This window comes from Streptomyces sp. NPDC006643, assembly GCF_042870175.1.
In the GTDB taxonomy this organism is placed as follows: Bacteria; Actinomycetota; Actinomycetes; order Streptomycetales; family Streptomycetaceae; genus Streptomyces.
This window is the reverse complement of sequence record NZ_JBIAHA010000048.1, coordinates 1-15,117: the sequence shown is the minus strand read 5'-3', so window position 1 is coordinate 15,117 and position 15,117 is coordinate 1. Positions and strand designations below refer to the sequence as shown.

The window sequence follows — 15,117 nt, the reverse complement described above, 5'->3', positions numbered from 1 at the left end:
TCCAACGCCGCCCGAAACACCGGCTCCACCCCATACAACCCACGCCCCATACCCACATACTGCGAACCCTGCCCCGTAAACATGAAAGCGGTGGGGGCAGGAGTACCGCCGCGTCGGGACGCCGGTGTCCGGCCCTCGGCGACATCCCGCAGGCCCGAGGCCAGTTCGCGAGTGTCGCCACCGTGCACGACGGCACGCAGACGGTGGGCGGCGCGGCCGGTGTTGGCCGTGAAGGCGAAGTCGCCGAGCGCGTCGTCGGGTGTGTGGGTCAAGGCGTCGGCGTAGGTGTCGGCGAGTGTGCGGAGTGCCGTCTCGTCGGCGGCGCTGATACGTACGACGTGTGAGTCCTGCGCGGGCGTCGCCGGCTTCGGGAGTGCGGGAGCCTCTTCCACGATGACATGGGCGTTCACACCGCCCATGCCGAACGCGCTCACAGCGGCCCGCCTCGGCGACCCGTTCCGACGCCACTCCACCGCGCGGTCAGCGAGATAGAACGGTGTCTCCTCGAACCGGATGTGATCATTCGGCCGCACCACGTGCAACGACGGCGGAACCACCTCATGCTCCATCGCCAACAACACCTTCACCAACCCGGCCAACCCCGCCGCCGGCTCCAGATGACCCACATTCCCCTTCAGCGAACCGATCGCACAGAACTGCGACCTGTCCGTCACACCACGCCAGGCACGCGTCAGACCCTCCACCTCGATCGGATCACCCAGACTCGTCCCCGTCCCATGAGCCTCCACCAACCCGATCGACTCCACCGACACCCCCGCATCCCCCAACGCGGCGGAGATGACGGCCGCTTGGGCCCGGGGGCTGGGTGCGGAGTAGCGGGTGGTGCGTCCGCCGTGGTTGACGGCGGCGCCCTTGATGACACCCCGGATCCGGTCACCGTCACGCCGGGCGTCGTCGTACCGCCGCAGGACCACCGCCACGGCTCCCTCTCCCGGGACGAATCCGTCGGCTGTGCTGTCGAACGCGCGGCTTCGGTGCCGGGGCGACAGGGCCATCAGGTCCCCCATCGACCGGAAGTACTCCGGGCTGATGCCCGCGTGCACGGCCCCGATGACCGCCGTGTCGATGTCGCCGGTGCGCAGGTGCTGGAGCGCCGAGTGGATGGCGACCAGGGACGACGAGCAGAGAGTGTTGACGAGTCCGCTCGGGCCCTGCCAGTCCATCAGGTACGACAACCGGTTCGCGATCATCGCCTCAAGTCCGAGGCCACGCCCGTCGGGTACGCCGTGGCGCACCCGCTCCTCGTGGTAGTGGTCGTGGCTGTACGCGATCCACAGACCGGTCTTGCCGCCGTGGGCCCGGCCGCCGATCCGGCCGCCGTCCTCCAGTGCCTCCCAGATCGTCTCGTACACGATCCGCGCCTGCGGGTCGATCAGGGGAGCCTCGCGGGCCGAGATCCGGAAGGGGGCCGGGTCGAACTCGTCCACGCTGTCGAGGAACGAGGCGTACGGGACCGGCCCGGCCGCCTTGTCCCAACGGCCCTCGGGCAGCGGGCGGACCGTGTCCCGGCCTTCGGTGAGCAGTTCGGCGAAGGCGGTCAGATCGCCGGCGGTGGGCAGCTTGACCGCCGCTCCCACGACGGCGACATCGCGCGGTCGTGCTGCCGGGACGGTCTCGGGGAGAGCGGCCGGGGGCTCGGCTTCTGGTCTTCGTGATGTGACAGTCGTCCGCGCCACGGGCGCGGGCGGTTCCGATACGGGCGCCACGGCTGGGGCGACAGGGGTGGCCTCGGGCACCTCGGGGGCGGCGGGGGCCGCCAGTGTGTCGATGAGCCCCGGTGCCTCCTCCACCAGGAAGTCGGCGAACTGCCGGGGGGTCGGATACTCGAAGAAGACGGTGGGGTAGAGGGAGAGACCGTGCTCCTCGGAGATGCGCTCGCTCAGTGCCACCAGGCCCACCGAGTCGAATCCGGCGGACAGGAACTCCGTGTCGGCGTGCTCCTCGGAGGTACCGGTCAACGCCAGGAACCAGTTGAGCGCCCGCGCGGACCGGGAGGCAGCGGGGACGGCGGGGGTCACAGAGGCGGTGGGGACGGGGACAGGAACGGCGGGGATGACGGGGGCGGCAGGGGCCGCCGGCGCCGTCGGACGAGATGGCGTCGGCACGGTGGGAGCTGGCGCGGTGGGAGCCGGAGCGGTGGTCGGCACCGTGGGAGCCGGCGCGAGTGAAGCCGGCTCGGCCTGGGCCGGGGACACCGCCGGCGCCGGTGTCCCGCCCGTGCTGAACGCCTGGACGGGGACCCGCTTGGACGCCATGTCGCCGAAGACGAGCAGGGGCGTTCCCGTCTCGTCGGTCACGGTCTGGGTGACCCGGCAGGCCTCGTCGTTCCAGAAGGCGATCTCCGTCCGGACGAACGCGGCGCCGTCCAGCGGTCCGAGGACATCCAGCCGGCCCACCGAGAGCGGGATGAACGCGGACGCGTCCGCCGCGCCGAACACCGGGTTCGCCGGGTCGATGGCCGCGACCGTCACGCTGTCCAGGAGCCCGGGGAACAGCTGTACGTCCTGGGCGTTCATCTCCCGCTGCCGGGCGCCTTCGATACGGGCGAGGGTGCCGCCGTCGGGCAGGCTCGCCACCCAGGAGATGTTCCGGTAGTAGCGGCCGTGGTGGTAACCGATCCGCCGCAGCCACCGGTAGAGGCCGGAGCCCGCGTGCACGGCGGAGCCGGCGCAGTCGGCCAGCAGGGCGGTCAGGGGAATCGGAGGCGCCGGCTCGGGCGGGCGCCCGGTGACGAGCCGGCCGGTGACGAAGAGTTCCCCGCTCTCGGGGTCCTCCACCCTGAACCGGCCCTCCGCGTCCACCCGGCCGACGACGCGGTGGGCCCCGGACGGGATGAGCGGGCGGTGGAAGAGGATGTCCCGGGCCCCGTGGAAGAGTTCCCCGCGCAGTGCGGCGCCTTCACGCAGGAAGTCGAACCACGCCACACCCGGGAGCATGAGTGTGCGGTACACCGCGTGCTGGGCGATGGGGGCCTCGGCCGGACCGAAGACGCGCGAGAAGGTGTACCCGGCGGTCCCCTCGTCCGACACCAGCTCGGCCGGGCTCCCGGGTTCGGCCGAGCGCAGGGGCTCGGCCAAGTTCAGGGCACGGCCGCGCAGTTGGGCGTAGGGCAGCAGTCTCTTGCGCCACGGTACGCCCGCGGACCGCTGGAACACCGCCCAGTCGATCTCCTGGCCCGCCCGGAAAAGCTCGGCGGAGATCGCGGCGAGCACCGTCGTGACGTCCCGCTCGTCGCGGGCTTCGGCGAGGCGCGCGACGAGGTCGTGGCCGTCGGAGGCGGCCTGGTCCCGGCCGGCCTGGTCCCGGGTGGCGTGGTCCCGGGCGTCGCGCGCGAGTGCGTTGTCGCCGCGCAGGACATCGCCCAGCGCCTGCTCCAGCGGGACTCGTCCTCGTACGAAGTCCCCGACCGCCTCCCAGCCCGGGGGCAGGTCGACGGCGCCCGCGGGCAGTCCCAGGTCGCGCAGCGCGATCGCGAGGGCGACCCCGGAGACGATCCGCAGCAACTCCCCCGTAAACGTGACTAGTTGGGTTCCGGTGGCCGCTTCGAACTGGCCGACGATCTCACGGACGGCCGGCACGGTGCGGTCGAGGGCGATCAGCCACGCGGGCGGGGCACCGGCCGCCTCGGGCCGTACGGAGACGGCGGTACGGGTCTCCTCGGCGGCGGCGGCCCGCAGGAGCCAGCCGCGCAGCGCGGCGGCCAGTTGATCCGCGTCCGCGCCGACGACGGCCAGCCGCTCGGTACGGTGCGGCCGGGCCAGCCGGGCCGTCGCGCAGACGTCGCCGAGTTCACGAGGTCCGGCGGCCGACAGGGTCGGCAGGAACTCCAGCCACTGGGCCACCAGTTCGCGCAGCGCGTACGGGGTGTCGGCGGACAGCGGCAGTACATGGACGACCGGTTCGGGCCGCCCCTCGGGGATGCTCTCCGTACGGGGCGCGGCCTCGGCCACCACATGGGCGTTGGTGCCGCCGAAGCCGAAGCCGCTCACCGCCGCCCGCCGCACCGGGGCGTCCGGCCAGGGGAGGCGCGTCTCGGGCAGATGGAAGGGACTGTCCGCGAGGTTGAGGCGCGGGTTGGGCGACTCCACCGTCACGGCCGGGACGGTGCCTTCGCGCAGCGCGAGGACGACCTTCGCGAGTCCGGCGAGTCCCGACGCCGAGTGCAGATGGCCGATCCGGCGTTTGATCGAGCCGAGCGCGACGGAGTTCCGGGCGACACCGTGTCTGGTGAACACCTCGGTGAGCGCCCGCACTTCGATCGGATCGCCGATCGCGGTGCCGGTGCCGTGCGCCTCGACGTACTGGACGGTCGCCGGGTCGATGGTCCGGTACGCCTTGCCCAGCAGATCGATCTGGGCCTCCAGGTTCGGTGTGGTGACGCCCATGGTGCGGCCGTCGTTGTTGACCGCGACCCCGCTGACGGCTCCGAGGATCAGGTCGCCGTCGGCAAGCGCGGCGGGCATCGGCTTCAGCACGAGGGCGGCGGCTCCCTCCCCCGGCACATAACCGTTGGCCCGGCTGTCGAAGGTGTGGCACAGCCCGTCCGGGGAGAGCGCCCCCGTACGGGAGAGGAGTACGAAAGTGAGCGGGTCGATCAGCAGATCGACGCCACCGACCAGGGCCAGTTCCGAGGTACCGGCCGCGAGGCTCTGGCAGGCGAGCCAGACAGCGGACAGCGAGGACGAGCAGGCGGTGTCGACCACCAGGCTCGGGCCCGCCAGGTCGAAGCGGTCCGACAGCCAGGCGGCCATGAAGTTCTGCGAGCGCCCCCACAGGGCGGCGGGCCCCGGTATCCCGACGGGGCCGGGCTCGCCGCTCGTACCGGGGCCGGGCGGAACCGTGCCCCGGCCCTGGTCGAAGCCGTACGCGTTCATGCGCGCGGCGATGAACACCCCGGCGTCGAGCCGGCGGCGTACCCCCAGATATCCGGAGTCCTCCAGGGCCCGCGCGCCGACCTCCAGCATCACGCGCTGCTGCGGGTCGAGAAGCACGGCGTCCTCGGCGGTCATGCCGAACGCCTCGTGGTCGAAGGAGAACGGGTCCACCAGGAAGCCGCCTCGGTGGTGGGTGCCCTGGTGGGGACCCTCGCCCCGGTACAGCTCGCGGGCCCACCGGCTCGGCGGGACCTCGCCGACCTCCACCCCGTCGCGGCCGAGCAGGGCCGTCAGATCGACGGCGTCCTCGGCGCCCGGGAGCCGTACCGCGAGGCCGATCACGGCGATGCGGGTGTCGCGCTCGCTCACAGCAGTCCTTTCGTTCGGCTCTCCGGTCATGCCTGGCCCACTCCCCGCTGTCCGTCGTGCACGAGCAGCGGACGCAGCAGGGCGCTCAGTGCGGATGTCGTCGTGGACTCGTGGTCGGGGACGGACGGATCGACAGCGGGGGGACGGGGCGAGGCCGGCACCTCGAACGAGGCGAGGTCGGTGGCGATCTCGTCGGCCGTCCGGGCCCGCATCAACAGCGAGGGATCGACGGTCAGTTGACTGCGCTGCTCAAGGGCGGTGGTCAGCTCGGCGATCACGAGGGAATCCAGCCCGAGACTCTGGAGCGGGCGGTCACCGGGGTCCTCCCCCAGCACCTGGACGAAGGCGTCCCGGACGCACATGCGCATCTCGGCCACGTCCTGTCCGGTGCGCACGGCAGGGGCTACGGGTGGTCCGACCGGTGCCGCCGTCGGCAGGGACTCCGTTGCCCCGACAGCCGTCGGTGGCGTGTCCGGAGCGCTGCCCGGGAAGATCACGGCGCCACCCGACCGGAGGTGGTCGAAGAAGGCGTCCAGTGCCTGCTCGGCGCCGATCGAGTACGCGGCGGAGAAGGACGCGTCCGCCTTCATGCCGATGTCCGTCCAGTTCGGCCACGCGTGTGCGGTGACCGTGGTGCCGGCGCCGTTCTCCCGCTCGGCGAGGGCCAGTTGGTAGGCGTTGGCGAGGCTGTAGTCGACCAGGCCGCGGCCGGCGGACGCCTGTGTGCCGGCGATCGAGGACACCAGGACGGTGAAGTCGGCGCCCTGCTCCTCGGCCAGCCGGACGACGTTCAGCGAGCCGGGGACCTTGGGGGCGAGCACCTTCTCGGCGTCGCCCCATGTCCGGCGGTGCATCGCCCCGAACGGGTTGACCCCGCCGGACGAGTGCACGACGCCGACCAGCCGGCCCCAGCGCCGGCCGAACTGCCCGGCCACGGCGGCGAGCGCCGCCGGGTCGGAGACGTCGCAGGCCAGATACTCGACCTCGGCCTGTCTGCCCAACTCCCGCAAGGGAGCCGACCTTTCGGCGTCGACGACCGACCGGCCGATGATGCCGACGCGGCGGGCTCCCCGGTCGATCAGCCGCTGGGTCAGCCGCAGTCCTACGGCGCCGAGTCCTCCGGTGACCAGGTAGTACCCGTCGGCGGGCAGGGTGTACGGCGGGCCGGCGGGCGCGGGGACCGCTTCCGGGGTGTATCTGACGCCTCGCCGGTAGGCGGCGAGCGTGGCGCCCGCGTCGGCCCCGTCCGTCGGGCCGGCGCTCAGGGCGGCGTACTCGGCCACCAGGTGGACGGCCTGTGCCTCGGCCCGCTCGGCCGGGTCCAGCTGAACCACGGCGGTGGGCTTACGGTTCTCGGCCCCGGCGGCGCGTACGGCCATGGCCATGGCGGCGCGTACGGGAGACACGTCGCCGCGCTCCTCGGGCCGTACGGCCACGGCGTGGAAGCCGGCCCAGAGCAGTTTCCCGTGCGCGGGCAGCGACTTCATCAAGCCACTCAACTCAGCCCAGAATGCGCTTAGTTCGTCGGTCCGGCGGCCGTCCTGGGCCGTCGCGCCGGCGGGGGCGTCGAGCACGATGGTCGTGTCCGCCTCCTGACCGGTCGCGACGACGGTCACGCCCAGGTCCCGCAGGGCCGTCGTCAGCGCACGCCCGATCCCGGGGTCCGCGGCGACCAGCCGTACGGTGGACGGACCGGTCTGGCCGGCCTGGCCGGTCACGGGCGCGGGCGCCAGTTCTCGGGGGCGCCACGCGATACGTACCGCCTCACCGCCCGCCGGTCGTACCGGGTCCGGCACGGCCTCGGAGTCGGTGGTGCGCCAGTACGCCCCTCGCGTGAACGGATAGGTGGGCAGGTCCGTGACCCGAGCCCCCTCGGCGGAGAGCGAGGCCCAGTCGATGTGCGCGTGACCCGCCTTGACCAGTTCCACCGCTTCGGCGGGCCGGGGTGCGACCGGTTCTTCGGTGGTCAGGTCGGCCTCGACGCGAGCCACCGGAACAGCGCCGGCCGCGACGGAGCGCAGCGCGGCGGCGATTTCGGCGGCGGTGGATCCGTGCGCCGCGGTCTGGAACTCCATGGGCGAACGGCCGGTGTTGGCGGTGTGGCAGAGGTCGGCGGTCTCCCAGGCGTCGCGTACGGCGTCGAACCGGTCGGCGTAGGCGTCGGCGAGTGTGCGGAGCGCGGTCTCGTCGGCGGCGCTGATCCGTACGACGTGCGAGTCCCGAGGCGGTGTCTCACGCCGAGGCGGCGACGGAGGTTCTTCCACGATCACGTGGGCGTTCACACCGCCCATGCCGAACGCGCTCACCGCGGCCCGCCTGGGCGATCCGTTGCGGGGCCACTCCATCGCGCGGTCAGCGAGATAGAACGGCGTCTCCTCGAACCGGATGTGGTCATTCGGCCGCACCACATGCAACGACGGCGGAACCGTCTCGTGCTCCATCGCCAGCAGGACCTTGACCAGCCCGGCCAACCCCGCCGCCGGCTCCAGATGACCCACATTCCCCTTCAACGAACCGATCGCGCAGAACTGCGACTTGTCCGTCACACCACGCCAGGCACGCGTCAGCCCCTCGACCTCGATGGGATCGCCCAGACTCGTCCCCGTGCCATGAGCCTCCACCAGCCCGATCGACTCCGCCGACACCCCCGCGTCCCTAAGCGCGGCTCGGACGACCTGCTGTTGCGCGGTGCTGCTCGGCACGGTCAACCCACTCGTACGGCCACCGTGGTTGACCGCGCTTCCCCGGATCACACCCCGGATCCGGTCACCGTCACGCAGCGCGGCACGCAGCGGCTTCACCACCACCGTCACCACGCCCTCCCCCGGCACGAACCCGTCCGCACCGGAGTCGAACGGCCGGGACGCGCCGGACGGGGAGAGTGCGCGCAGGTTCTTCATCGCGACGTAGTGCAGCGGGGACAGGGCGACCCGGACACCGGCGACGACGGCCTGTTCGCACTCGCCGTCACGGATGCTCCGCACCGCCGTGTGCAACGCCACCAGCGACGACGAACACAGCGTGTCGATCGTCATGCTCGGACCGTGCAGATCCAGGAAGAAGCTCACGCGGTTGGCCAGGAAGGCGTTGTGGTTGCCCAGGCCGCTGGGCGCGTCCAGCTCCGGCGCGATGTTGTAGTCCCGGTAGTGCTGGTAGCTGGCGCCCACGAACACACCGGTGGACGGGGACAGTTGGCGCGGCGGGAGGCCGGCCGACTCCAGCGCCTCCCAGGTCGTACGGAGCAGCCAGCGGGCCTGGGGGTCGAGCACCTCGGCCTGCTTGGGGAAGAAGTCGAAGAACCGCGCGTCGAACTCCTCCACGTTGTCCAGGAATCCGCCGACGTCGGGCTCGGGACCGTCGGCGTACCGGCCCCAGCGGTGGGCGGGAGCCGGACGGATCTCCTCGCCGGATCCGGCGAGCAGTGACCAGAAGCGTTCGGGGTGCGGGGCGCCGGGTAGCGCCAGGGCCAGCCCGATGACGGCGATGTCGTGTTCCCGGTCGTCCGGGGTGTCGGGCGCGGGCTCGCGGACGGTGGCCGGCTCGTGGACGGTCATCGGCTCGCTGACGGTGGCTGTGTCCGGGGCCGGGACCGGGGCCGGGGCGAACACGCCCTCGTCGCCCGCCAGTTCGGCGACGTGCGCGGCGAGAGTGCGGCAGTCCGCGGCGTCCAGGACGTCCGTCGGGCTCAGCTTCACCCCGTACGCCGCCTCGACGTCGGCCGCTATCGCCGTCGCCAGCATGGAATCGAGTCCCACGGCGGACAGGGAGGTCGTCGCCGTGACACCGGGGTCGTGGAGGACGTCACGTACCACCGTGACGATCGCCGTTTCCGCAGCGGCGCTCCGGGGCGCGCGGTGGGCGGGGGCGGACGGCGCGGCGCCGTTCACGGAACTCCCCCCTTCTGTTGAACTCCCGCCGCTGCCGGGGTTTCCGTCGTTCCCGGCCACGGTCCGGTACTCGATGTCGTCGAGCCGGACGAGCACCCGCCCGTCGGCGGCCAGCAGGGACGCGTCGCCGCGTCGCGTGCCGTCGCTGTCGGGCTCGGCGCCTTCGAGCAGTACGAACGCCGCCCGTGCCGCGTCCGCCCAGCGCACCGCCCGGCCGATGGAGACCGGCAGATAGGTGGCGGACGGAGCCGCGGGATCCGCCAGCGTGAGCACGGCCATGGTCTGGAGGGCGGCGTCGAGTGCCACCGCCTCGGCCGCCAGACCGTCGCCGGCCGGGACATCGATCCGCGCGAGTACCCGGCCGGCGCCGTAGTGGATCTCGGCGACGGACCGCAGTGGTGCGGTGAGTTCCATGCCCTTCGCCGCGAACCAGGCGTAGAGACCGGCCGGTTCCAGCGTCCGGCCGAGGGCGGCGCGCACGGTGTCGAGCTGTACCGGGGCGGGGGGTGTGGCCGGGGCTTCGGCGGTGGCGAGCCGGGCGATGACCCGGTCGGCGTACCGGAAGGCGGCCGGCCCGGTACGGGTGGGGTCGTCCAGGTCGCTCGTGAGGGAATGGTCGCCGGTCCCGCGACCGGTGAAGGTGATCTGTCGCAGGGCGCCGCTCGTCCGCAGACCGATGGCCACCGGCAGCGCTCCGGGTACGGTCTGCTCGCCCAGCACACGGTGGGCGCGCGAGAGTCGCCGTACGACGTCGGTCGTGTCCGGTGCGGCGGGCGGCACGTCGTCCGGGACGGCGGGCGCTGTGGGCGACACTGCGGACGCGACCGCCTCGGGGCGCGGGGCGAACGGATAGGGCGGCAGGGCGGGGCGGCCGGCCTCGGGCGGCCCCGGATACACCGTGGCCCAGTCGACGGTGCCGCCGTTGACGTGGCGGAAGGCCGGGCCGCTGAGCCCGGTCGACGCGCTGTCCAGCACCGTCGTACCGCGTACGACAGTGCCGGGCGCCCGGTCCGCCAGGCGCAGTGCCTCGGCCAGCCCGGCGGTCAGCTCCTCGACTGTGGCTCCCAGAACCGCTACCCGGTGCGTCTGGTGGTCGCGTCCGACGGCGGCGGATCGGCACAGCGCGCTCAGGCTCGGCGTGTCCTCCCGCAGCAGCAGTGTCCGGACGTCCGCCATGCGCCGGGCCAGGGCGGCCGGGGTATGCGCGGACATGACGAGCAGGTGCTCGTCCGGTACGGCGGGCGATGTACGGGACTCCGTGTCGTACCCGTCGTGCCCGTCGTACGCCTCGTGCCGCTCGTACTCCTCCACGACGATGTGCGCGTTGGTGCCGCCCATCCCGAAAGAGCTGATCCCGGCGCGGCGCGGCCCGTCGGAGGTCCACGGACGTGCCTCGACGGGGATCACGAACGGCCCGGCCGACAGGTCGAGATGGCTGCTGGGGGTCTCGAAACCGGCGACGGGCGGGATCTCCCGATGCCGCAGACTCAGCAGGACCTTCACCAGACCCGCGAGTCCGGCCGCGGGCTCCAGATGCCCGATGTTGCCCTTCACCGTCCCGATGTGGCACGGCTCGCCGCGGTCCGGGTCACCGCCGAACACCTCGGTCAGCGCGGCGATCTCGATGGGGTCGCCGAGCCGGGTCGCCGTACCGTGCGTCTCGATCAGGGAGATGTCGGCCGGGGTCAGTCCGGCGTCGTCCAGTGCCGCCCGGACGACGGCGGCCTGGGCCTCGCTGCGGGGCACCGGCATGGCACTGCCACGGCCACCGTGGTTGACGGCCGTACCCCGGATGACGCCCCAGATCCGGTCGCCGTCCCTCTCGGCGTCGGCGAGCGGTCTGAGCATCACGGCCAGCGTGCCCTCGCCCGGCAGGAATCCGTCGGCGCGCTCGTCGAAGGGCCGTGGGCGGCTGTCAGACAGGGCGCCGAGCTGGCTCAGGCTGCGGTAGTACCAGGGGGTGAGGCCGACCTGGCAGGCCGCCACGATCGCGGCGCCGCAGTGTCCGGCGCGCAGCGCGGCGACCGCCTGCTGAATGGCGACGAGCGACGACGAGCACAGGGTGTCGACGGTCTGCGAGGGCCCGGTCAGGTCCAGCGTGTAGGAGATCCGGTTGGCCAGTACCGCGTTCATGGAGCCGAGCGCGGTGTGCGGTCCGACGGTCTCCAGCCCCTGCGTGTCGCGGTGATGGGTGTAGGTGGCGCCGACGAAGACGCCGATGTCGCGGCGGCCGGCGAGCCCGCTGTCGTCGCGGACCGTCCAGGCGTGCTCCAGCAGCAGCTTCTGCTGGATGTCCATCTCCTCGGCCTCGCGTACGGAGATGCCGAAGAACGCCGGGTCGAAGCGGTCGATGCCGGTGACGAAGGCGCCGTTACGGCAGTAAGTGCCCGTCATCCGGGGGCCGCGCTGCTCGAAGTGGGCGTCGATGTCCCAGCGTTCGGCCGGGATCTCGGTGAAGGCGTGACCGCCGGAGCGGAGCAGGGGCCACAGCCCGTCGACCCCGCCGACGGCGCCGGGGAGATCACCGGACACGGCGACGATCGCGACGGCCGTGTCCGGGCGCGCGTGGTGCGGGGGTGCGGCGGCCGGGAAGGTTTCGGCAGCCTCGGCGGTGCCCGCCGTTACGGCGGTGGCCACCGGGATCACGGTGTCGGCGGTTTCAGACTCTGGTCCCGCGACCGCGGCGGTGACCGCGGCGGCGGCACCGTAACGGCCCGTCAGAGCCTCGACCAGCTCGGCGAATTCGCCGTACTCGAGGAAGAGCGTCGCGGGGAGGTGGATGCCCCATCTCTGGGACAGCTCCTCCGACAGCTCGACGCTCATGATCGAACTCATACCGAAGTCCGACAGCGGAGTGTCGCGGTCGAATGACGCGACCCCAAGCCGCTCGGTCAGGAACCGCTCCAGCGCTTCCCCAACGCGCTCCCGATCGCCATCTCCACCCGGAACAGAGCTATCTGACGCCTCGTCAGCAGTCTTCGCGTGTACGTCGGACGGCGCGCCAGGCTCCTCGATCACATCGCCGGCGTCCGGGTGAGCCACGACCACCTGCCGGGGGCCGTCCGCCGCCCCCAGTACCGCGATCAGCGCGTCCAGGCCCTCCGTGGTGCCGAGTGGGCGGACTCCACGTCGCCGTAGCTGCTCCGCGACGGCGACGCCCATACCCACCTCGCCCCACAGGCCCCAGTCGACGCTCAGCCACGGCGAGCCGTGCGCGTGGGCGAAGCCGTCGAGGTAGGCGTTTGCCGCGGCGTATCCGCCCTGGCCGAGGTTGCCGAAGGTGCCGGAGACCGATGCGAAAAGTACGGCGAAGTCCAGGTTCAGCCCCGCCACGGCGGTGGCCAACTCCCGTACGCCGTCGGCCTTCGGCCGCATCACCGCCGCGATGTCCTCGGTGGTAGCGCTGCGGATCAGCCCGTCCTTGAGTGCGCCGGCCGCGTGGACCACGCCGTGCAACTCGCCGAACTCCGCGCGGAAGCGCTCCACGACGGCCGCCAGGGCGCCGGGCGTGGTCACGTCCGCGCCGTACGAGACGACCTCGCATCCTCGCGCACCGATCGCGGCCGTCCGGTCGTGATCGGCACCGGCCGCTCCGGAGCGGCTGACCAGTGCGACGACACCGGCGCCCTCCCGTGCGAACCGGTCGGCGACCTCCAGGCCCAGTCCGCCGTGCCCGCCGAGGACGAGATAACGGCCACCCTGTCTGATGGGCCCCGTCGTACCGCCGGGTGTAGCGTACGCCGACCGGTCGCGCACCCGGACGGGCAGGTGACGTACGCCCTGCCGGAAGGCGACCTCGGTGGGACCGTCGGCGGCGCGGATCTCCGTCAGGACCGCCCGGAGCAGGCCGTCGTCGGAAGCCCGGTCGCCGTCGGAGGCCTGGTCGCCGTCGCCGTCCATGTCGATGTCGATGAGGTGCGGGCGGAGGCCCGGGTACTCGATGGCGGCGGTGCGGACGAGCCCCCACAGGGCGACGCGCGCGGGCACCGGCCGGTCGCCTGCCGCGACCGGCTGCCCGTCCCTGGTCACGACGGAGAAACGGGACTTGCGCTGCCGCTCGCCGAGTGTCCGCAGCGCGGCCAGGCAGCCGTACAGACCGAGGCGGAGCGCCGTCTCCTCCCCCGGAGCGGGGGCGCCTTCGGGCGCGTCGCCGGCGTTCCACAGATGCACCACACCCGCGACCGGGTCGCCGATCTCCTCCCAGAGCCGGCGGAACGCCTCCTCGTCCGGCCGCGCGAGCGTCCGGTGATCGGGGCCGTCCGCGGGCGCTTCGGGCAGCGGTCCGACCCCGACCTCAACCACGCGGGCTCCGTCGGCCCGCAGTTGGCGGGCGGCTCGCTCGCCCAGGCCGCCCGTGTCGCCGTTGTGCAGTACGACCCAGGTGCCGGCCGCCGGAGCGGGCGGCTCGTCGCTCGCCGGTGCGGGCCGCCAGTCGATCCGGGTGATCGGCAGCGGGTCCGCGCGCGGCCGGGCCGGGGCGTCCGCCGGCCGCGACACGGCGGCGGTTCGGCGCATCCGCAGCGCCTCGAACTCGGCGACGACATCGCCCGAGGGGCCGAGCAGTTGGGCGTCCGCCGTCGCGTACGCGCCGTCGACGCCGGTCCGGCGCACCATGACGGTGACACCGGCCGACAGCACCGAGAGATCGGCGAACACCGTGAGCCGGGCGAGGCCGATCGGCAGCATGGGATAGGGGCCCGCCTCGCCCGTGAGGTCCTGGAGCGCGCAGCTGACGACCTGGAACACGCCGTCCACGAGCAGCGGATGGGCGTACCAGGGCACCGGTTCGCTGTCGGTCCGCAGCGTGGCGCGGGCCGTGCCGCCGTCGCCGACGGTGAGGTCCCGGACGGTACGGAAGTCGGGACCGTACAGCAGCCCTTCGCTCGCCCAGCTGTCGTACAGCCGCTCGGGGGTCAGCGTCCGCGTGCCCGTCATCCGTCGGCCGGTGTCGGCGGGCGGGGCCGGGGAGGCGTCCGGGAGCAGCCGGCCCGTTCCGGTGGACAGCGGCTTGCGGTCGCCGGCCACGACGGTGCTCAACTCGAAGGTGGTCCGGGGGCCGAAGGACACGTCGAGCCGGACAGGGGCCGCCGCGTCGTCGGCGATGGTGAGGGGGCGCAGGAAAGTCACATCGGTGAGTTCCAGCGGGGCGAACGGCCGCCGCCGGGCGACCCCCACCATCGCCATCTCCAGCTGCACCGCCGCGGGCAGCAGCCCGGTGCCGGCGGAGCGGTGCTGGGCGATGAAGGGTTCCTGGCCCGTGAACGTCTTCTCGTAGGTCTCGCCCTGATGCGTCACTGTCCCTCACTCCGGTGCTCGTAGTGACGGTCGAACAGCGGGTGGCTGAGGGTGCTCGTGCCGCTTCCGCCACGGCGGACGGGCGGCGCGGCCAGCTCCTGTCGGTTGAAGGGGTAGGTGGGGATGGTGGTGGTGCGCCGGCCCTTGTCCTGGTGCAGACCGGTCCAGTCGATGTCGGTGCGGGTGTGGTTGTAGTAGTTCGCCACCGCGTTGTGGAGCTGCACCTGGTCGGTGCGGTCGCGGCGCAGCGTGCTGAGCCACGCAGGCTGTGTGCCGCTCCACGACGCGCGGGCGAGCGAGGTCAGTTGGGGATGGGAACCGATCTCCCACGCCACCGCCGGGCCCGCCTCGGCCAGCGTCGTCAACGCCTGGGAGAAGCGCACCGGTTCGCGGATGGCGCGTCCCCAGTACTCCGGGTCGGTGGCCGTCTCGGCGGTGTGCCACTCCCCGGTCACCGTCGAAGCGAAGCCGATCACCGGCGCCGAGAGTGCCCGGCCCGCCACTGCTTCGACGAATGGTTCGACCGCGCCCTGCATCGAGGCCGAGTGGAACGCGTGACTGACTGTCAACTGCTGCGTCCGCAGACCGGAATCCTGACAGAAACCGGACACCGCGTCCGCCGGACCCGAGATCGTCACCGATCGACGCGCGTTGAACGCCGCGATCTCCAC

3 protein-coding genes are annotated in these 15,117 nt (G+C 72.7%); all 3 read right to left on the bottom strand.

The window, feature by feature from the left end:
• Positions 1–5,264 (bottom strand): beta-ketoacyl synthase N-terminal-like domain-containing protein (locus ACFYNU_RS38115; RefSeq protein WP_388768650.1); only part of this gene is annotated, 5,264 nt, incomplete at its 3' end.
• A 26-nt stretch (positions 5,265–5,290) separates the two neighbouring features.
• Positions 5,291–14,446 (bottom strand): SDR family NAD(P)-dependent oxidoreductase, encoded by a 9,156-nt coding sequence (locus ACFYNU_RS38110; protein ID WP_356597227.1) that lies wholly within the window; start codon positions 14,444–14,446, stop codon positions 5,291–5,293.
• Positions 14,443–15,117 (bottom strand): acyltransferase domain-containing protein (locus ACFYNU_RS38105; protein WP_388768648.1); only part of this gene is annotated, 675 nt, incomplete at its 5' end. The genes ACFYNU_RS38105 and ACFYNU_RS38110, both read right to left, overlap by 4 nt.